Genomic DNA, 20932 nt, shown 5'->3' with positions numbered 1-20932 from the left:
GATTATCGTACACGTAGCTTTTTCCCAACTCTCAGTGTGCTTCGTGTGCTAATGCCATTTAATTTAGCTATCTGGCTGGCAGAAACGCCATACTTTTTACCAATTCCTGATAATGTATCTCCGCTCCTTACAGTATGATAAGCTGTCCTTCTGCCACTACTAACGCTGCCAGACCTGGCACGGTTTGAGTAATTAAACAGCGCTGACGTAATTACAAAGTTTTCGCCTTTTAGTAAGTAGTCCGGGAAATCATACATGTTCTCCGGATCAATTGGATTTCCCTGATAGCGTACTTCATAATGAAGATGAGACCCGGAGCTTCGTCCGGTGTTACCTCCTAAACCAATAAGATCTCCTGACTTAACAAACGTACCCGGTTCTGCGATAGCTTTACTCATGTGGCCGTATAAGGTCTCCAGGCCATTGTAGTGGCGCACAACGATGTAGTTGCCATATCCACCGCCATCCCACTTGTTGATGCGTACAACACCATCAAAAGCAGCAAAGATAGAGTCACCCGTCGTGAGGTCTATATCTGTACCGTAGTGCCAGCGCCCCCCACGAGCCCCAAAGTGGCTGGTGATAGGTGTTTCGGTGAGAGGCATCTTGTAATTACGATTATGACGAGGGTCGTAGAGTTTAATATCTACCGTATCTTTCAGCTGACGGCCATCCATTCTGTAGGGGTTGATATTGCGCGTATCCCAAATAGCGTAGTATCCTGCAATTTTAACCCACGATGAATCTACCAGCACCTCTTCAGACATCTCCACGATATGCTGCTCCCCCAGGTCGAGCTCGGAGGTGTCTTCGCTGACAATTGAGAGTTCTTTCTTGGGATTAAAAAAGATCGACTGATCGGCATCAGAGTTTTCATCCGGAAACTCGTCATACTTGATCAGAATGGTTGTGTCTGGCCTAACATACTGTATCTTAGGAGACTTTACTTTAAAAAGGTCCTTTACTTTGCTTTGTGCCTGGGCATTTGGTGTGCCCCACACAAAACACATTAAAAAAAGAACCCAAAATAAGGGTAACTTAAATTGTGACATGAGTATCAACTTTGGCTAAGCTGCAATAAGTATATCGCATGTTAAACTACTTCAGCGCCATTTTATTATAAATTCTCCAACATGGCTATACTTAAAAAAGTGCATACTGAAGCGTTTATGCTTTAAAAATTAGTGCAAATTACGCGAAGCCAGGTAGCGCTCTGCATCCAATGCAGCCATACAGCCTGATCCGGCAGCAGTTACAGCCTGCCGGTATGTGAAATCCTGTACATCGCCGCAGGCAAAAACGCCATCAATATTTGTTTTAGAAGTACCCGGAATCGTACGGATGTAACCATTTTCATCCAGGTTCAGGTAATCTTTAAAGATGTCGGAGTTCGGCTGATGGCCAATTGCCACGAAAAAGCCTTTAACTGCTATCTCGCGTGTTTCATTTGTGATCGTATTTTTAACCCTGACGCCTTCTACAGTATGTTCACCCAGAATCTCATCTGTAGAGGTATTCCAAAGAACTTCTATATTTTTGGTATTTTTCACACGCTCCTGCATGATGGTGGAGGCACGCATTTCGTCGCGACGTACCAGCATGTATACTTTGTTGCACAGGTTCGATAAGTATGTCGCCTCCTCAGCAGCTGTATCACCGGCACCAACTATGGCTACATCCTGGCCACGGTAGAAAAAGCCGTCGCAGACAGCGCATGCAGAAACACCACTACCATTTAAGCGGGACTCAGAATCAAGACCCAGCCATTTTGCAGATGCACCTGTAGAAATGATCACAGTATGCGCTTCGATCACTTTTTGATCATCGATGGTAACTTTGTGTGGTTGTGACGAAAAGTCCACGGCTGTAGCTATACCATAGCGTACATCAGTGCCAAAACGCTCTGCTTGTTTCTTAAAGTCCTCCATCATCTCCGGACCCATAACTCCGTCAGGATAACCAGGATAATTTTCTACATCATTTGTTATGGTAAGCTGGCCACCAGGCTGGAGGCCCTGATAAAGAATGGGGTTAAGCCCGGCTCTGGATGCATAAATAGCAGCTGTATAGCCAGCAGGTCCTGAACCGATAATAAGGCATTTTACTTTTTCTATTTCCATTGTATCTGTTTGCTGATAGAAACTTGGGTGCAAGTATACAAAAAATCTCAGCCTCTGCCTGCATGGAGCAATGCAAAATGACAGGTTGAAAAAATAAAAAAGCCCTGACAGCTATGCCAGGGCTTTTTTACTATAGTAGTTTGAATTAACCTAAATACGGTTTCAATGCTTTGCTTCTTGATGTATGACGAAGTCTACGGATGGCTTTTTCTTTGATCTGCCGCACACGTTCGCGCGTCAGGTTAAACTTCTCACCGATTTCTTCTAAAGTCAGGGAGTGCTCACCGTTTAAACCAAAGTATAAAGTGATCACATCAGCTTCACGCTTTGTCAAGGTAGATAGCGCACGCTGTACTTCTTTACGAAGTGAATCATTCATTAAGCCAGTGTCTGGCGACTCTTCATCTTCGTTTTCAAGTACGTCCAGCAGTCGGTTTTCCTCACCCTGTACAAAAGGTGCGTCAACAGAAACGTGTCGGCCTGAGATTTTAAGCGTATCAACTACTTCAGCAGTTGTTAGCTCCAATACTTCGGCAATTTCTTCAGGTGATGGTTCACGCTCGAACTTTTGTTCAAGCTCAGAGAAAGATTTAGAAATCTTGTTCAAAGAACCTACTCGGTTAAGTGGAAGACGCACAATACGCGACTGCTCAGCTAAAGCCTGCAGAATAGACTGGCGGATCCACCAAACAGCATACGAAATAAATTTGAAACCACGTGTTTCATCAAATCGCTTAGCTGCTTTGATAAGTCCCAGGTTACCTTCATTTATAAGGTCACCTAAAGACAGACCCTGGTTCTGATATTGTTTAGCCACCGATACTACGAAACGCAGGTTTGCTTTCGTCAACTTCTCAAGTGCAAACTGATCTCCTTCTTTGATTCTCTGTGCCAGCGACACCTCTTCATCCGGAGTAAGCAGATCTACTTTACCGATCTCCTGTAAATATTTGTCAAGGGACTGGCTCTCACGGTTCGTAATCTGTTTGCTTATCTTGAGTTGTCTCATCAGAGTATAATGTTATTGCAAAAATTGTTAAAATTTGATTTGGCTCGGTGACTTAACATCAGAAAACCGCGCAAAGTTCTTACTTCTTAGAAATAAAATCAAGGAGTAAGGTGCAAACCTGAAAAATAAAAAACTCTTGGTGCCCTTAAAGCCATTTAGGCAGGTACCAAGAGTTTAATATTAACAGTGATTATTGCTGCTGTGAAGCTTCAGGCTTAGGAAGAATAGCTTTGCGTGAAAGCTTGAACTTACCTGTTTTCTTATCTACATCGATAAGTTTAACCTTTACCTCCTCGCCTATTTCAAGAACTCCATCCATAGACTCTAAGCGCTCATGCTTAATTTCAGAGATGTGAAGTAAACCATCTTTACCAGGCATAAATTCAACGAATGCGCCGTAAGGTTGGATAGATTTAACTTTACCAATGTATACTTCACCAATTTCAGGCTGGGCAACAATGCCTTTGATCTTTGAGATCGCACTGTCCATTGCCTCCTGGTTGCTGGCAAAGATATTTACATGGCCTTTTTCGTTTTTCTCTTCAATGATGATAGTAGCTCCGGTGTCCTTCTGGATCTGCTGAATCACTTTACCACCTGGTCCGATCACTGCACCGATAAATTCTTTATCTATTACAATGTTGAAAGAACGCGGCGTGTGAGGCTTATAATCAGCATTCGGTTCAGCAAGTGTCTTGCTCATCTCATTAAGGATGTGCATACGGCCTGCATGTGCCTGCTCAAGTGCCTGTGTCATTATCTCATGCGATAATCCCTGCACTTTAATGTCCATCTGGCAAGCTGTAATTCCGTTTTTAGTACCGGCAACTTTAAAGTCCATATCGCCCAGGTGATCTTCATCCCCTAAGATATCAGAAAGGACAGCGAATTTGCCAGTTTGCTCGTCAGTGATCAAACCCATGGCTATACCTGATACAGCACCTTTAACAGGAACACCTGCATCCATCAACGCTAAGCTACCTGCACAAACAGTTGCCATAGAAGACGAACCATTTGACTCCAGGATATCAGAAACAATACGGATTGTATATGGATTTTCTGATTCTGCAGGAAGTACTTTTTTAAGTGCGCGGAGTGCCAGGTTACCATGACCGATTTCACGACGGCCAGGACCTCTGTTTGGTCTTACCTCACCTGTAGAAAAAGCAGGGAAGTTATAATGTAACAGGAATTTGCTGGTGCCGGATACCATAGCACTGTCAATTAACTGTTCATCAAGTTTAGTACCTAATGTTACAGTTGTTAAAGACTGTGTTTCGCCACGTGTAAAAATAGCGGAACCGTGTGTTGCTGGCAGGTAATTTACTTCTGTCCAGATAGGGCGGATCTGATCCAGGGCACGTCCGTCAAGACGAACTCTGTCATTCAGGATCATATTACGCACTGCTTCCTTCTCCACATCGTGGTAGTAGGTCTTGATCAGTCCCATGTCATAGGTATGGTCTTCACCAAGAGAAGCTATGAAAGCATCAAGTACAGCTGCAAAACCTTCTTTGCGATCTGCCTTGTTTGCGCTTCCTCTTTTAGCAACTTCATATGTTTGCGTGTAAGTAGCTTCACGAACTTTCGCACGAAGTTCTTCATCGTGTATTTCGTGAGAGTACTCGCGCTTCTGCTGCTTACCTACCAGTTCGGTAAGTTCCATTTGCGCTTTACACTGTACTTTAATTGCTTCGTGAGCGAATTGAATAGCTTCCAGCATCTCTGCTTCAGAAACTTCATTCATTTCACCTTCAACCATGGCAACACTGTCATAAGAAGCACCTACCATCAGGTCGATGTCAGCTCTTTCCAAATCAGTTCTGGTTGGGTTAATGATCAACTGGCCATCAATACGTGCTACGCGCACTTCAGAGATAGGGCCGTTGAATGGGATATCAGATACTGCCAGTGCAGCCGATGCAGCAAGCGCAGCAAGTGCGTCAGGCATGATCTCGGTATCTGCAGAGATCAGGTGAATGGTCATTTGAGTTTCCGCATGGTAATCTTCCGGGAAGATAGGACGTAAAATACGGTCTACCAGGCGTGATACAAGGACTTCATAGTCAGATAGTCTTGCTTCTCTTTTCAGGAAGCCACCAGGGATTTTACCTGAAGAGGCAAATTTCTCCTGGTAATCAACAGAAAGCGGAAGGAAATCAACACCTTCACGGGCTTCTTTGTTAGAAACAACAGCGGCGAGTAGCATGGTATTACCCATCTTTACTACTACAGATCCGTCCGCTTGCTTGGCTAATTTACCAGTTTCAATTGTTATCTCCCGGCCATCCGGAAGAAGGATTGTTTTGTTTATCGCGTTATAAGACATCTTCAATTATTTTTACATCAAAAAAGACAGGACTACCCATTGTGGCCGCTGTCGGTACTGGCAAAGAGGAAGAGAAAGGGGGGAAAAAGATTAGGGAATCCCCTGAGTGAATTCCCTAAATCAATGTTTTATTTTCTGATACCTAGCTCAGCAATAATCGCTCTGTATCGCTCGATATTGTTTTTCTGAAGGTAATTCAGAAGTCTTCTTCTCTTACCTACAAGCTTTAAAAGACCTAAACGAGTTGAAAAGTCTTTTCTGTGAACCTTCAGGTGCTCTGTTAGGTCAGCAATGCGCGTAGTGAAAAGCGCAATCTGTGCCTCTGGAGATCCTGTGTCAGTCTTAGACTTCGCCAGACCATGCTTTTCAAAAATTTCTTGTTTCGCTTCAGTAGTTAATTTCATTGCGTATAATAAATATCAATCTGTGTTTTTTCGTTCGTAAGACTGCTGTATAAGCCGCAAAGTTAATGAAAAATATCTTAATAAAAAATATTTTCGCTATACTTCTTTTTTGGCTTTTAAAGCTTGTTCCGGCGTAACCGTGCCATCAACTTCCGCCAGAAATCAATCTCCAGCAGGCTGGAATCATTGCGAGCCTGGTTAAGGAAGAAGAACCCTATGGGTAACAGGATGAGGTTAGCGGCCCACATACCCACTCCCACAGGTATAAGGCTCTCCCGGGCCCACTTCTCACCTAATATCGCCATTACATATAACAGGATAAAGAAGATGATAGAAATAATTACCGGTACACCTAAACCTCCTTTTTTGATAATAGCGCCAAGTGGTGCCCCAATCAGGAACATGATCAGAATGGCAACTGACTGTGTATACTTACGCCATATCTCGATCTCATAATTATTGGCGTCCCGTAGGGTTGTGTTGATGCGCTCAACATAGCTGCCGGTAAAACTTTTTATATTTCTTGCTTTATTTGTAGCCATCGCAAGCACTTCCGCATCGATTGGCTGCAGCTCCTTATTTAGCTTCACGTCAGATATTCGCATCCCATTTTTAACCTGCCCAGTATCTGCTTTGAAATACATGTAAAAAGGGTCAACGTTAGGTGCATACAGCTGCTTATCACGATTGCCAAACCTACGCAGTGAATCTGTTACCACGTGAAGCTGTGCAATATTCTTCATCATTTTGTTATCAGAGAACAACTCCTCGCGGGTACGGTCCAAATTAAAGGAAGCCAGACTAAGTATGATTTTGCTTTCATCGAATGCCTGCCTTACAAACTGATCGTTTGAAGAACGGAAGCCCCCTCCTGCCTCATCCACGTAAGTATTCCCATCATACAACTCCATAACTAAATAGGAATCGTTGAAATCGGTGTACATCCTGCCCGAGTCAGCTAGTATAACCCTGGAATTGGAACCACCTTTGGAATGGTCGTAAATCATGATATCCTTCATGGCACCCTCGTCATTCAGCTTCTCATTGATCTTGATGCTGAAGCCTGGCAAGCCATTGTAAAAGGCACCCTCCTTAAAATTCATCGCTGGCTTCTTCTGCCGGATGTCCCATAAAAGGCTATAGGCTTTCAAGTTTGCCTTCGGAACGATGATATTATTGAAAAAGAATGCCCCGATGGTAAGCAGTACCACAAAAAAGAAAGCGGGACGCAAAACGCGGGTAAGGTTGATACCGGAGGTTTTTATAGCCGTTAACTCGTGGTGCTCGCCCAATGTCCCAAAGGTCATCAAGGAGGATAAAAGGACAGCCAGTGGCAGGGCCACGGGTGCCATATTCAGGCTAAAATAAAATAGCAACTCTCCAAACACAGCTGCCCCCAGATCTTTCCCAACTAATTCGTCGAGATACTTCAGCATGTATTGTGTAAGCAGAATGAACTCTACAATAGCAAATGTGAGTACAAACGGGCCTAAAAAGGCTTTAAGTATTAGCTTATCTAGTTTTTTCATGAGGGCCAGTGCGGCAGTTAGCCAATGGTTGCCTGATTACCTTTGCAGTAACACATGGTTTCCAAAAATCGTGCAAAGATAAGCAGATGCAGCCGGAATGAAACTACCCTCCTACTATTTCCTTCAAATTATGGAACAGATTATCCCATAACTCCTCCAGCTCTTCCTGATCGTCCTCATCAGTATAATCAACTATCTTAAGAAATTGCTCCTGGGTCAGCTCACTCGATTCAATAGAAAAATCGACGTAGGAAGCATCCGGCTCATGTCCTTTTTGATCATTTAAAAATAAAAAGCGAACAGATTTATTAACGCGGTGGCCTGTCATTTCAGCAAAATGGCTCCGCCCGTCCCAAATAAAATTGTAAACCTTATCTTCATTAACGATTACATCGTCACTAAACCATTGCGACAATCCGCTGGCAGTACTTAAATAAGGGTATAGTAGCTTAGCTGAGGCATTGATCGGATATTCCCGAACAAATTTAGTCTTCGTAGCTCTCGTCATAACAAGAATGTGTAAGTGTCTTAGTAATGATAGTACTTATTTTTGATTCTTTATATATCTCAAAAATAAAATATTTTTTTTTGAGAAGACACTTGCAAATTTAAAACACAAACAGCTATATTTGCACCACAATTCGGCGGGGTAGCTCAGATGGTTAGAGCGCAGGATTCATAACCCTGAGGTCGGCAGTTCGATTCTGCTCCCCGCTACAAAGCTCCGGATGAAAGTCCGGAGCTTTTTTTATTGCTGCCAGTCCTCTCTATTATTCAAGATGACTTCCAATTTCTTTCAATAAAGAGACCCGCCAAAAGACAGATTCTTAATAATTAACTTCCAAGGCGGGTACATCTATTAAAATAAAGGATGCATTGGCGGCGCCATGTATACTTATAATGTCAAAGTCCTCTAGCCTGATCTGATCGTTTTTATCTAGCTCTATATTATTAACTAATAGGCTTCCCTCTGTAACATACAGCAGCGTCTTTCTGATCTTGAAGGTTTTAAAGTCAATATCCTTACCCTGACTCACGTTACCAAAATACACCGTTGAATTTGAATTCATGAAAACAACATCTTCAAGAACTTTCTGACCTGTAACTAATGGAGTCAGTTGGTCTTTATTATCCATGAAATCAATTTTCATTAATTCATAAGATGGTGCCAGTCCCTTTTTATTAGGCAAAAACCAAAGTTGGTAAAAATGAGCAGTCTGATCACCCTCATTCACCAAAGAATGCGTTATACCAGTACCTGCAGTTATACGCTGCACCTGTCCTGACTGAAGCTTTTCTTCATTGCCTAAGCTGTCTTTGTGCATGATCTCCCCATCAAGTACAATGGTCAGTACTTCCATCTCAGCATGGGGATGAGCCGGTAACTCCGACTTTGCCTGCATATGGTCATCATTGAACACCCGAAGTGGCCCATACTGTACATTTGCAGGGTCATAATAATCCGCAAAGGAAAACAGGTAGTGAGAGGAGAGCCAATCTCCTACGTTGGCCTGATGGCGTTCTGAAGCAGTTATAAGTTTTATCATTTTGGGAATTTGAAATTACTCCTTTAATTAGTTAAATATACTTATCGCTATGCTTTACGGATAATTGCACTTCTAGTTAAAAAACGCCTGGATAGAGAAAACAAAAATGGTGTTAAATAAAAAAGATCCTGCTTCTTAAGGCAGGATCTTTAATTAGATGAATGCTGGAATTACCTTATTCGGCTTTTTTAAGCTTCTGTACTTCCTTTTGAAGATCCAATACGATAGAGGACAATTTATCGAGAGAAAGGTCTGCAATAGGAAAAGAGCTGCTAATGTATGATTTAGCCTCCCATATCTCGAGCACATCTTCTACTCCAATTTCATAAGGGGAGTACACCGGGTTATCCGAATGTAAACGCAAAACAGAAGAGTCTTTGATCTTGTTATAAACACGCTTGAAAACAACTCCTTCTTTCTCGCTCACAAGTATACAAGGTGTGCCATCTTTAATAGAAGCCCAGTCTTCAATAAACTGACCAACTATAACAGCGCCGGAGGCAATCGGAAGCATTGAATCTCCACTGATCTCAAAGGCCCTGAATGTACCAGTATTGCCTAGCATAGGCAACCTGAAACGTGGCAGTTCTTCAATAAATTCAGGGTCTGCATAACCATTAAGATAACCTGCTCTTGCCTTGTGTGGCACAAGCTCAATATTCTCACGCTGGTCCTCATCTACTGTAATTGCTAGTACACGCAGCTTACCTCCAGCACTACCCGATCCGGAACTTGATTGTATGCCGTCTACCGAAAGGTCTACAGTGATCAGCTGGTCAAGGGAGACATCAAAAAGTTTTGAAATATTGACTAAAGTAGACAATTTAGGTTCTGCTCTACCCTCTTCATAAGCCCCTACCAAAGAGCGTTTAATGTCTAACTTTTCAGCTAATTGAGCTTGTGTGAACCCAGCCTGCTTCCGCAAATACCTAAGATTTGAAGTTACCATATATCTAAATTGCCAACTGTTTTAGCTAATGTCTAATTAATAAGGCTTAATTAGTTCTTTACTTTGTAAATGTACTAATTAAATTTATTTAAAGCTAACCTAGTTAGCATTTAATTTTAGCTTTTTTGGATATTATAATAATTCAAATATTAGTTTGAATCAATTTAGTTGCAATTAAACTCACATATAAATATATTATTTTATTTATACATATCCTTTTTATACTTCTATAAATCAGCTTGTTTCCGGTGTAATTATCTATCTATCTTTATGTATATAAGCTGCTAGCTGATTATAATAGAGCTTTCATATTTTATTGTTTAAAAATCAGTGCAATTTTGTTTACTACAGTTAAGTCCATTTTCTAAATAAAAATGGACTTGATCCAAAGACAATTCGTGAGCAGTAAGCTATACTTATTATTTGCAGTTTTTTTAGCCAATATTGTTGGCATAGCATGAACTTTTTAATTGAAGCACCGGTTACGGGAATTCTGACAAAAGGTTTACTAAAGACTTAATTATTTTCACCCGACGCTCAACCTATGTTTATCTCTTTCGCACCCCGAAGAGCATCTTTTCTGCTAGTAACAACAGCTGCATTAATCCTTTGTAGCTGCCAGAAAGAGGATTTGCTTAATAACCAATTTCAAGCAGAACCTATTTCTTACGGCAATGAAACCGGGCAAATAATTGAAGGTCAGTATATTGTAGTGCTTAAAGCTGAAGGTGTTCAGCAAAATAGTAGTTCAGTTGAGCATGATCACAAAAGTTATACGGAGTTACGTGGACGCACATTAAAAAGTACTGATATTGACCCGGGTAATGTAATTCAGAATTTTGAAGGGGTTGTCAATGGTTTTTCGGCTCACCTCACTGATATACAGGTGCAGCGTCTGCTCAAGAACCCAAGTGTGGCCTATATCGAAAGAGACAGATTCCTTTCACTACCTGACGGCAAGGTAAAAGATTACCTTATGGGGATAAAGCATGGTGGTAGAGGCAGCATTTCGCAGCCAAAACCAAAGGAAGAACCTACTACTCCTACACCTGAACCTGCACCTACTCCTACACCTGAGCCAGCACCTACTCCTACACCTGAACCTGCTCCTGCACCTACTCCTACTCCTGAACCTGCTCCTACTCCTACTCCTGAACCTGCACCTTCTCCTGAACCTGCTCCTGCTGCAAGTTCATATACTACTGTTATACCTGCTACAGGTGAACTGGTGCCATGGAACATCGAGCGTGTTGGGTATGGAGACGGAACAGGGAAAACTGTCTGGGTGATCGACTCAGGTATTGATACAGATCACCCGGACCTGAATATTGATTTGAACCGGAGTGTTTCATTTATTTATGGCAATAGCTCTATAGAAGATGGTTACGGTCATGGAACTTCAGTGGCGGGCATCATAGCAGCTAAAAATAATGGTTCAGGCATGTTAGGGGTAGCCTCCAATGCTACAATTGTGGCTCTTCGAATTTTTGATGATGCCGGAAAGGGTACTGTGTCCAGGGCCATATCAGCTGTAAACCATGCAAGTATATATGCTAAGCCCGGCGAGGTTGTTAATCTCAGTTTAGGAAGCGGGATTTCAACAAGCCTCGATAATGCTGTGAAAGCAGCTGCAGCTAAGGGTATTTTGTTTGCTGTTGCAGCAGGCAATACAGGCGTGGATTGCTCCTCTTCCTCTCCTGCCCGGGTAGATGCAACAGGGGTGTATACTATTTCAGCTATGGACAATTATAACCGCATGTGGTCATCCTCCAACTATGGTCTGTCAGTGGATTTTGCTGCGCCAGGCGTTAATGTTACTGTTACGACAAAGGGTGGTAATGTTGGAAGTGGAGGAAACGGTACTTCCTTTGCTGCACCTCACGTAGCAGGTATACTTCTTTTACGCGCAACCGTGTTCACGCAAGGCACGATTACTGAGGACAAGGATGACAAACCTGACCCGATAGCATCTGTAAAATAAGAATTCTTTAATATGCGCTAAAGATTATGCTCCTTCTTGTAAATGGATAAGGATAGCCTGATCTTATAGTACTCATATTTTTCATGTAAGCATTCAAAAAGATCTTTCAGTTTGGCATCTGGCCCTAATTTTTCGATTGCCTTAGAAATTATACTATACTCTGCTTTATTTACATACGCATTTATCTTTACCGGATAACCTTGCTCGTAAAGAGTAGCCAGGTGCGAGAAAACAGTTACAGGATTTAAATTGCGAAGTTTAGCAATTTCGTCTATGCTTAAGCCGCTTTGCAGCAACTCCAACGTAGCTAAATGGGTGGCACCTTTAATTTTATTTCCCTTTGCCTGCTCCTCATTTATAAAATCAATGATCTTGCTGATAAAAGTATCGCCATAACGATCAAACTTCTGGGCTCCTACTCCTGATATGGCAAGCATGGATATCTTATTAGTAGGACGTTCAGCCGCCATCTCCTGGAGGGTAGTATCGGTAAAGATCACATACGGTGGCACACCGTATTCATCCGCCAGACTTTTACGAAGTGTTCTTAATGATTCAAAAAGTGCATCTTTGATCAACTCACGCTTAGGGCGGGCTTTAACTGCTGACTCTTCCTGTTTAATTTCATCAAATTTAACAAGTTGCACCTTCCTTCCCTCAAATAAAACCTGCTTGCTTTGTTCTGTAAGCTTCAGCGTATACCCTTGGTCATAGGCCATTTCCATATACCCTTCGTTCAATAACTGATGCAGGTAACGGTGCCAGTCAAGTGTGTTAATGTCGCGCCCTGCACCATAGGTTTTCACCCGATCAAAACCAGCCTGCATAACCTGGCTTGTACGCGCACCGCGCAATACATCGACCAGTAAGCCTAAGTTCACCTGTTCGTTTGTTCGGGCTATGGCAGACAAAGCTTTTTGAGCTATCAGGGTTCCGTCAAATCGTGTTGGTGGGTTGCGGCATATATCACAGTTGCCGCAGTCATTGGTCATCGTTTCACCAAAATATTGTAACAGAATCCGGCGGCGGCATGCTGCAGCTTCTGCAAACTGTTGCATCCGTTCAAGCTTCACCAACTGCAGTTCCGTCTGTGTTTCTTTACCCTGGTTATCCTGCAGCATATTACGCATGTTCATCACATCTGCAAAACTGTAAAAAAGCAATGCATCTGATTTTGCACCATCCCTACCCGCGCGGCCTATTTCCTGGTAATATCCTTCGATGTTCTTTGGCAGGTTATAATGGATCACCCAACGCACATTCGACTTGTCTATGCCCATGCCGAAGGCGATCGTGGCACACACAATCTGCACATTGTCCTTAAGAAAATCATCCTGCGCCTTAGCCCGGAGGTTAGGTGACATGCCTGCATGATAGTATGTGGCGCTGTAACCGCTAGACTTTAATTTCTGGGCCAGAGATTCTGTTGCTTTGCGACTCAGGCAATAGATAATACCCGGCTGTTTATGCCTCCTCTCCAAAAAATCAGTGATCCGGTTAAAACGGTCCCTGCCCGGCTTCACCATCAGGTTAATGTTAGGCCTGTCAAAGGACGCGGTAAAAACATTAGGATTATGTAAGTGTAATTGCTCCTGAATATCCTTCTGCGTGAGCTTGTCAGCCGTAGCCGTAAGTGCGATGACCGGTACCGAAGGGAATTGCTGCTTCAGCGCTTTTAATTGTGTATACTCCGGGCGGAAGTCGTGGCCCCAGGCCGAGATACAGTGTGCCTCGTCTACTGCAAATAAAGATACATTCAGCCGCTTGAGGAATGACATAAACCCAGAGGAAAGTAATTTCTCTGGAGATACATAAAGCAGCTTCAGCTTACCGGCAAGGCACTCATTCTCTATCGTATACTGCTGTTCAGCGCTTTGGGAACTGTTAATGTAAGCAGCCTGAATTCCGTTTACGAGCAAAGCTTCTACCTGGTCCTTCATCAGGGCGATAAGCGGTGATACCACCACACAAACACCCGGCATAACAACAGCAGGCACCTGGAAACAAACTGATTTCCCGCCGCCAGTAGGCATCAATACAACAACATCCTTCCGCTGCAGCACATCAGCAATAATTTGCTCCTGCATCGGACGAAATTGCTCATATCCAAAATATAATTTTAGCGCCTCCCTGGCCTCTCGAATTGTTATCATCCTCTATCTTTCAATTGGCAGTTCCACCTGCTAAAGCTATGCTATATATGTTTCAAAGATAACCATAAGCCACCGCAATTACGAACGAAGGCTGCAATCCATTTCAGATTCTTCTTACATCAGCTATTCATTTTTAATTCATTAGCTCTAATTAATTCGATGTGCCCAGAAACACCTAAAAATAACAATGCAGTAGTGCAGCCGTATCTAACACCAACAAAACATATAATTACAAACTATGAAATCAGAGATAACAAACAACCTGGAGCATGTCTTAGTTAAATGCATGACTGCATGCGAAACCTGTGCAACCCTTTGTTTACAAGAGGATGATGTAAAAAAAATGGCCCGCTGCATTATGATTGACCGGGACTGTGCTGACATTTGTATCACTACGGCGCGTTTTGTAGCGCGCAATTCAGAGCACGCAAAACATGTTATGCGGGAGTGTGTTGAAATTTGCCGCATTTGTGAAGAAGAGTGCCGTAAGCACGAGGCTGAGCATTGCCAACATTGTGCAGACATCTGTAAGGAAACTGCTGATGCCTGTGAAGAATGGATGAGCAAGAAATAAATATCATTTCATAAAAAAGAGCCCCTGTTTCTTAAACAGGGGCTCTTTTTTATGTCTATAAGTACAAATCAAATGCCGTACCTATCCATTACGTTTACAGTTATTTAGAATATCATATCTATAATGGCTGTGATAATTGATAGTACCAGGCTAAAGAGCAAGGCGGCAAAGAAACCCGACACGTCGAAACCTGCTACTAGCCAATCAGCTAAAAGTATGATCAAAGCATTTATTACCAACAGGAAAAGTCCCAGCGTAAGAACTGTAACCGGAATAGTAAGAAACACTAGCACCGGACGTACGATGGCGTTCAATACAGCAAGCACTAAGGCCAAAATCAATGCAGTGAGAAAACTGTCTATGTGTACACCCGGAAGAATATAAGCACTTAGCATTGCTGCAGCTGCCGTTATTAATAGCTTAATGATAAATCCCATAACTTAATTATTTTGAATATAGCCTTATTAAAGTATGATAATATATACGTAAGCATCCGGTATAAAGATAAACCCCATGAAGAACCTGGCTTCATGGGGTTTATCTTTATTTTTGCGATTCTAATCTGACTGTTTCGCGTTAAAACTGAGCTTCCAGCTTTTTCTGAGAAACGGCCATCCAATTGCAAAGCTTCTGTAACATGCGTGCTCCTACGTTACCATTCCACTCACTGTCACCTGGAGCAACTTCGCAGAGGTCAAAACCAATTATTTCCCTTCCGGATTTAACAAGTTGCTTGATAAGAAAAACAGCTTGCTCAAACTCCAGACCGCCAGGCACTGGTGTACCTGTTGCAGGACAAAGCTTCGGATCAAGGCCATCAATATCAAAGCTGATATACACTTTCTGAGGCAACTGGGCTATGATTTTTTTGCATTCTTTTTTCCAGCTGTCTCCCGCATATAAATTCTCTTTTAGCGTTGCGTCATAAAAAACAGTAACACGCCCGTTAGACTGATCTGCCAGATCAGCTTCTGCCTGGCAAAGATCACGAATACCCACCTGAACCAGTTTCTTTACCTGCGGTAATTTAAGAGCATTGAACATGATAGAGGCATGCGAATACGTGAATCCTTCATAAGCATCACGTAAATCAGCATGGGCATCTACCTGAAGTATACCAAACTCATCATGCTTCTCTGCCAGCGCGTGCATTAATCCCAGTGGTGTACTATGATCTCCGCCCAAAACACCCACCAGTTTCCCTTGGTTAAGGTATGCCAGCGAACGTTGCTTTAACCACTGCAGGAACTCCTCTCCTTTAGCGGTAACTTCTGCAGGCAGATTCTCGAATTCAGATTTGCCAACTTCAGGGCTACCGGCCTCTAACCAGTTGATGTATGCTTCAGCTTTCTGGCGTAATGTATCGCTGGTAGCGGACCATTCCTCGGAAATATCTTCCATGGCCACTCCTAGCTTCCAGGCATCTTTAATGCCTGGTTCAAATAAGTCTAATTGCGGAGAAGCGTCTTTTACAGCTTGTGGTCCTTGAGCGGTACCGGCACTATAAGAAACTGTTACTTCCCAGGGAGTAGGAATTATCACTACTTCCGATTCTTCAATCGTAAATGGAAGTCCGAATAACCCACCGCTGATATCTCCAACCCCATTCGGGTCAAAATTAGCTATTTTCTGCTCTTTACTGTTCATTGGTAGATTCAGCTGAATAAGCTTTGATACTATTTTTAGATCCATCTGCCAGAAGCTCCTTTACAAAGTTTGGAAGCGCAAATGCAGCAGCATGGATATCCTCATTATAATACTTTAAGCCTTGTGCCTCAGAAAACTTAGCTGCAGCCGCCTTATCGTACAATAGTGGATGAGAATCTCCTTTTGAACAATAAGAGAAGCTCCAAGTACCTGTTGGGTAAGTTGGGATGCCTGCCAGGTAGCAATGCACTTTAGTATCTCCGAAGATCCGCTTATACGTTTCGTAAATCTCTACGAAAACAGCACTGTTAAATCGTGGTGACTCAGATTGTGTGATCATCACACCATCAGGTGTCAGGCAACGGTGTACTTCCTGATAAAATTCAGCAGTAAACAAACCTTCACCCGGACCAACCGGATCGGCAGAGTCAATAATGATCAGATCGTAACGCCCATCTTCACAATCGTGAATATACTTGATGCCGTCTTCCACCAGCAGGTTTAAACGTGGGTTATCAAACGCAACGGCAGTTTCCGGCAAATGTAATTTACACGCTTCGATCACTAACTCATCAATCTCAACCAGTGTTACTTCATCAAGTTGCTCGTGGCGTAGTAATTCCCTTACCGTACCGCCATCTCCACCACCAATAACAAGCGCACGCTTGGCTTTAGTATGACTGAACATAGGAACATGGGTGATCATCTCATGGTACACATACTCATCTTTTTGAGTACACATAACCATGCCGTCTAAGGTCAGCATATTGCCGTATGCAAGTGTTTCAAACACTTCTACACGCTGAAACGGAGAGTCTTTTTTGTATAGCTGGTTACCAGAGTGCTTTAAAGAAAGAGCTATGTTCTCATCTCGTTCGGTAAACCATACATCCCTTGTAATGGTGCCTAATTCCGCATCCGGTTTTGCAGATACATCACGCAGGGCCTCCAGGTTAAAGTCGTTGCGTTTGAGCAGGTTTAACTGCCCGCGTCGCAATTCCATCGAGGAGCCATGGCCTGCCTCAAATGCTTCTTTCAGGTAAGTATAAGATACCCATGGGTCTACTGAGTCGCCGCACGTGAAAAGGTCTACAGCAGCATAACCGTACTCAGGCCAGGTATGAATAGCCAGGTGGCTCTCCTGTATCACAACAACACCAGACACGCCGTAAGGTGAGAAGTGATGAAAAGTACTGTTAATTACAGTTGCACCTGCTGTTTCAGCTGCTGCAACCATGCTGTTCTCAATATGAACGACATCGTTCATTAATTCAGGAGAGCAATCGTAAAATTCAACTAAAATGTGTCTACCTAAAGCGTTCATCAATGGGTATGAATGGTTAAAAATCTATAAGAGAGCAAAAAAACAAAATATAGCGCTATAATCAAAAGTAAAACGAGACTGCTTACTCATACTCTTCTGATTACCAACACGTTTAATTTTAACTGTTCTGACTCCAGCAACTTTACATTAAAATCAGTTGCTTAGTTCCTGTCCGACAACATAGGAAGCTTTGTATTCTTCTGAAAGGTCTTCAAACACATTAAAAGAATCATCGAAAGCAACAAACTCCCTGAGCAGGTTAAACTTAGCCACATGGTAGATCAGGAACAGTTCAGACTGGGTGAAACTGGCTTTGGTGATAAAACTGTAGTATTCCCCCTCATCCTGTGTTTCGGAGCGGTAACGCTGAATGAGCTTGAAGAGAACACTTAAATTCTTTAGGTAAGGGTCGAGGCTGTTTTGATAAAAGCTAAAGTGGTAGGTAAAATAGTCTTCAAAAATACTAAGCAGATTTTCTTCTGTTTTCTCAGCATTTTCAAGCCCCCTTACTTTCTGCACAAAAGAAGTAAGTACTTTTTCATGAAAGAAGACAAAAAAATTGCTCCCTTTCCAGACACTCTCATTAATATCGTAGGCTGTCAGCGAATCGATGATGTCGTTGTGCTTGTTTACGAAGCTGATGTATAAAGTAGAGAAATTCTGCTGCTGAAATATCTTTTGAGTTTTGTGCAATTCTGAGCGCTGAAGCTCAAACTCATGTTTTTGGTAGGTAAGAGTAGCAAAGAACAGGAAAACGCCGGCAAGCGCCCACAGAGAGCCAACAATGCCACCGATAAATTCTCCGTATTCGCCAAATACGCCTCCCCTTCTTTGGGCAGGATCTAGGTATAGTTCATGAAACAGGTCAAACTTAACAGTACCCCAAATCAGTACCACAATACCGGCAATAATAAGGGCGTAACCGCTGATCTCGTATCTGCTGAGCTTTTGACCAGGTTTAGGCATTAATAGGGAAAAAGTATTTAATCATTTTCTGCTAGATTATTTTTACCCAATTCAAATGTTCGTATGATCTCCAAAATCTTGATCAGGGTTTTAGTGTCAAAGAACAGCAATAAAGGAAGCTCTACACTTCTCTTGTCATGTGTAAACCTGGTGATCACAGTAAACACGAGTGGCTGAAAAAGTGGGTGTTGTACCAGAATATCCCGCAATGAATCTGCAATACTTGTTTTAGGAGCTATTGGAGGAGAACCGTAGATATTGGTTTTTAAGATATTTGCTAACTGTGTAACTAAGGCACCGGTAATTATATTGCTGATCTCCAGAAGTAATGACTCCTGCATTACAGAAAGCTCTCCTTTCTGAACATCCAGCATGCTAAGGCACACCTCTGAAAGTCTTACTACATGATCATCGGAGAATAACATGAGTGTGGCCCCATTGAATTCACCCTTTATTTCAGACTGTATGATGTTGTGTGTGTTTTCATACCGCCTTACGAGTTCTATAAGCTCCTTAATCTCGATCAATTGAATATCGGGGACTTTCAGAAGTACCTTGTCCCTGGCAATAGCAGCAAAAGAGTCCGCTGCCCGCGCCAGTCCGATGTTTATGATCTCTTTAATAATATCTCTTTCCAGATCCGATACCTGAGGCTCCATTTTACTTATCATGTTAATGGGTTTAAGTTCCATCTCCTCCCGCTGCTCATCTTTTACTAATAAAGTATCGGGTAACTGCCGGCACATCAAGTACCAGGCAAACCCGACCTGTTCCCAATAAAGTCACGCCACCGTACAGGTCTACTTTATCCAAAGGCTTACTAAGTGGCTTCACCACAATATCCTGTTGCCTGTACAGCTTATCTACAATTAACCCAAGCTTTCTGTTGTTGTATGACACCACAATGATGTTTTGTACGTGCCCTTTTAACTTGGTCTTGTCACCGAGTTTCATTTCAGTCTCAGATGTATTCAGAAGTTCATGGAGATAAACCACCGTAACAGTTTCCCCATTCAGGTCTGCTACCAGCATATCACCTACTTCATGCAGCTCATCCACATCCAATGCAATCACCTGTTCGGTGTGGATGAGTGGAATAGCATAAAATATCTCATCCACTTCAAATAACAGCGCCCCCTTAACAGCAATAGAAGTTGGCAACTGTAAGGTAAATGTTGTGCCTTTACCTTTTTGGGAATCAATTTTCAGTCGGCCACCAATGGAATCAATCGCATTTTTAACCACATCCAATCCAACGCCCCTTCCGGAAAATTCTGTAACTTCTTTCGCCATGGAAAAACCCGGCTCAAAAAGAAAAGAAAGCACTTCTGTGTCAGGCAAGTTCTCTGCTGAATCTGCAGAAATAAGATTGCGTTGTACCGCCGCTCTTTTAACCTGCTTCAGATCTATTCCTTTACCGTCGTCTGACAAAGTGATCACAACATTGTCTTTATCATTTCGGGCTTCCAGTAATAGTTTACCTGCTTTTGGTTTGTCGCTACGTTCACGTTCGGCTGGTTTTTCTAAGCCATGTGTGATCGCATTTCTTACAAGGTGCAGCAGCGAGTCGGTGATGATCTGAAGAATATTTCTGTCAATCTGAATGTTCTGCCCAATCATTTCCAGATTAACTTCTTTATTTTCAGCAAAAGCAATGTCACGCACTATCCTTGGAAACTTATTGAACAGTGTGCCTATATTCACAAGGCGGGCATCCATCACACTGTACTGCAACTCTTCCGTAATCCGGTATAAGTGAGAACTGACGTTTTTCAGGTCTTCGTTGTTGAGTTCCTTACTGATAGACAAGATCCTGTCACGGTCAATCATCAACTCTCCTACCAGGTTTAATAGGTGGTCAAGTTTTTTGATCTGAATATAAATCAGGTCAGACAGCGACAGGCTTTTAGAGGTAGTATACTTCTGAACCTTTGTCAGTTCAATGGTACTATCTGAAAGACTGTCTACAATAATGTCAAGATTACGGAGTAGCAGTGGATCAGGCTCAACGGGTGTAGGGCTGTCAATGTTCGTGATCAGTTCCCCGAGCATATCTACCCCGTCAAAAAGCACCATTACTACTTCATCACTAAAGCTAAGCTCCTTGTTCCTGATTAGGCTGAAGGCCGTTTCAAGCTTATGAGAAACATCAGAGATCTGGAGGTAACCAATTGCTTTGGCGTTTGCTTTCAGGTTGTGGAGTAAACGGAATACCTCCGCCAGAATACGACTATCCTGCGGGTCCTTCTCCAGTTCGCTGATATGCCTGTTAAGAGCATCATAATACTCTAACGCTTCAGCAATAAATATTTCTTTGTATTCCTGTTCTCTCGACTTCATATAAACCTGTCAGGGTGCACTGGGTGCATGAGCAGACCTGCAGCAGCTCTTCGCTTGATA

The 20932-nt window shown here is 42.6% G+C and carries 18 protein-coding genes and 1 tRNA gene; 3 read left to right on the top strand and 16 right to left on the bottom strand.

Annotation, left to right across the window (positions count from 1 at the left end):
- Nucleotides 1-2: 2 nt before the first annotated feature.
- The 7 genes from ACSX1A_RS06510 to ACSX1A_RS06480 all read right to left on the bottom strand — a co-directional run bounded on the left by ACSX1A_RS06510 (nt 3) and on the right by ACSX1A_RS06480 (nt 7899).
- Nucleotides 3-1010 (bottom strand): peptidoglycan DD-metalloendopeptidase family protein, encoded by a 1008-nt coding sequence (locus ACSX1A_RS06510; RefSeq protein ID WP_439883539.1) that lies wholly within the window; start codon nt 1008-1010, stop codon nt 3-5.
- A gap of 171 nt (nt 1011-1181) precedes the next feature.
- The gene (gene trxB, locus ACSX1A_RS06505) at nt 1182-2120 is read right to left on the bottom strand and encodes a thioredoxin-disulfide reductase (RefSeq protein ID WP_439882811.1); all 939 of its coding nucleotides are present in this window, start codon (nt 2118-2120) and stop codon (nt 1182-1184) included.
- Between the two features lie 145 nt (nt 2121-2265).
- Nucleotides 2266-3129 carry a sigma-70 family RNA polymerase sigma factor gene (locus tag ACSX1A_RS06500; RefSeq protein ID WP_007656436.1) on the bottom strand — a complete coding sequence of 288 codons (864 nt, stop codon included), beginning with the start codon at nt 3127-3129 and terminating at the stop codon, nt 2266-2268.
- A gap of 190 nt (nt 3130-3319) precedes the next feature.
- Nucleotides 3320-5458 (bottom strand): polyribonucleotide nucleotidyltransferase, encoded by a 2139-nt coding sequence (gene pnp / locus ACSX1A_RS06495; protein ID WP_439882810.1) that lies wholly within the window; start codon nt 5456-5458, stop codon nt 3320-3322.
- Between the two features lie 128 nt (nt 5459-5586).
- Complete coding sequence (rpsO, locus tag ACSX1A_RS06490; RefSeq protein ID WP_377512222.1) at nt 5587-5862, bottom strand: 30S ribosomal protein S15; 276 nt, start codon at nt 5860-5862, stop codon at nt 5587-5589.
- Nucleotides 5863-5978: 116 nt separating this feature from the next.
- On the bottom strand, nt 5979-7391 hold the full coding sequence (locus ACSX1A_RS06485) for an LptF/LptG family permease (RefSeq protein ID WP_439882809.1): 1413 nt from the start codon (nt 7389-7391) through the stop codon (nt 5979-5981).
- A 103-nt stretch (nt 7392-7494) separates the two neighbouring features.
- Nucleotides 7495-7899, bottom strand: a complete 405-nt coding sequence (locus tag ACSX1A_RS06480) for an START-like domain-containing protein (RefSeq protein WP_439882808.1) — start codon at nt 7897-7899, stop codon at nt 7495-7497.
- 135 nt (nt 7900-8034) lie between these two features.
- Between ACSX1A_RS06480 and ACSX1A_RS06475 the strand changes: the two genes are divergently transcribed.
- Nucleotides 8035-8108: transfer RNA gene (locus tag ACSX1A_RS06475), tRNA-Met, on the top strand.
- Nucleotides 8109-8218: 110 nt separating this feature from the next.
- On the opposite strand, the gene ACSX1A_RS06470 is transcribed toward ACSX1A_RS06475, so the two are convergent.
- Both ACSX1A_RS06470 and ACSX1A_RS06465 read right to left on the bottom strand, forming a co-directional pair.
- A complete protein-coding gene (locus tag ACSX1A_RS06470; RefSeq protein ID WP_439882807.1) occupies nt 8219-8938 on the bottom strand; it encodes a pirin family protein in 720 nt (239 codons plus the stop codon).
- A gap of 175 nt (nt 8939-9113) precedes the next feature.
- On the bottom strand, nt 9114-9887 hold the full coding sequence (locus ACSX1A_RS06465) for an XRE family transcriptional regulator (RefSeq protein ID WP_439882806.1): 774 nt from the start codon (nt 9885-9887) through the stop codon (nt 9114-9116).
- 544 nt (nt 9888-10431) lie between these two features.
- Here ACSX1A_RS06465 and ACSX1A_RS06460 point away from each other — a divergent pair.
- Nucleotides 10432-11868, top strand: coding sequence for a S8 family serine peptidase (locus ACSX1A_RS06460; protein ID WP_439882805.1), 1437 nt, complete (start codon nt 10432-10434; stop codon nt 11866-11868).
- Nucleotides 11869-11885: 17 nt separating this feature from the next.
- Here the strand turns inward: ACSX1A_RS06460 and recQ are convergent, their stop codons facing one another.
- Nucleotides 11886-14021, bottom strand: a complete 2136-nt coding sequence (recQ, locus tag ACSX1A_RS06455) for a DNA helicase RecQ (RefSeq protein ID WP_439882804.1) — start codon at nt 14019-14021, stop codon at nt 11886-11888.
- Between the two features lie 238 nt (nt 14022-14259).
- Between recQ and ACSX1A_RS06450 the strand changes: the two genes are divergently transcribed.
- A complete protein-coding gene (locus tag ACSX1A_RS06450) occupies nt 14260-14595 on the top strand; it encodes a four-helix bundle copper-binding protein (protein ID WP_439882803.1) in 336 nt (111 codons plus the stop codon).
- Nucleotides 14596-14699: 104 nt separating this feature from the next.
- Here the strand turns inward: ACSX1A_RS06450 and ACSX1A_RS06445 are convergent, their stop codons facing one another.
- The 6 genes from ACSX1A_RS06445 to ACSX1A_RS06420 form a co-directional block, all read right to left on the bottom strand.
- The gene (locus ACSX1A_RS06445) at nt 14700-15032 is read right to left on the bottom strand and encodes a phage holin family protein (protein ID WP_439882802.1); all 333 of its coding nucleotides are present in this window, start codon (nt 15030-15032) and stop codon (nt 14700-14702) included.
- 139 nt (nt 15033-15171) lie between these two features.
- Nucleotides 15172-16242 carry an agmatinase family protein gene (locus tag ACSX1A_RS06440; RefSeq protein WP_439882801.1) on the bottom strand — a complete coding sequence of 357 codons (1071 nt, stop codon included), beginning with the start codon at nt 16240-16242 and terminating at the stop codon, nt 15172-15174.
- Nucleotides 16232-17566 carry a polyamine aminopropyltransferase gene (gene speE, locus ACSX1A_RS06435; protein WP_439882800.1) on the bottom strand — a complete coding sequence of 445 codons (1335 nt, stop codon included), beginning with the start codon at nt 17564-17566 and terminating at the stop codon, nt 16232-16234. The genes ACSX1A_RS06440 and speE overlap by 11 nt, the downstream gene beginning before the upstream one ends.
- A 153-nt stretch (nt 17567-17719) precedes the next feature.
- Nucleotides 17720-18532: a putative phage abortive infection protein gene (locus tag ACSX1A_RS06430; protein WP_439882799.1), complete on the bottom strand. Its 813-nt coding sequence runs from the start codon at nt 18530-18532 to the stop codon at nt 17720-17722.
- A gap of 17 nt (nt 18533-18549) precedes the next feature.
- The gene (locus ACSX1A_RS06425) at nt 18550-19203 is read right to left on the bottom strand and encodes a chemotaxis protein CheC (protein ID WP_439882798.1); all 654 of its coding nucleotides are present in this window, start codon (nt 19201-19203) and stop codon (nt 18550-18552) included.
- 34 nt (nt 19204-19237) lie between these two features.
- Nucleotides 19238-20872 carry a chemotaxis protein CheA gene (locus ACSX1A_RS06420; RefSeq protein ID WP_439882797.1) on the bottom strand — a complete coding sequence of 545 codons (1635 nt, stop codon included), beginning with the start codon at nt 20870-20872 and terminating at the stop codon, nt 19238-19240.
- Nucleotides 20873-20932 lie beyond the last annotated feature (60 nt).

It is taken from the genome of Pontibacter sp. MBLB2868, from assembly GCF_051904785.1.
Lineage (GTDB): Bacteria > Bacteroidota > Bacteroidia > Cytophagales > Hymenobacteraceae > Pontibacter.
Note: the sequence above shows the minus strand (reverse complement) of the source record. Positions and strands in the feature narration are given on the sequence as shown.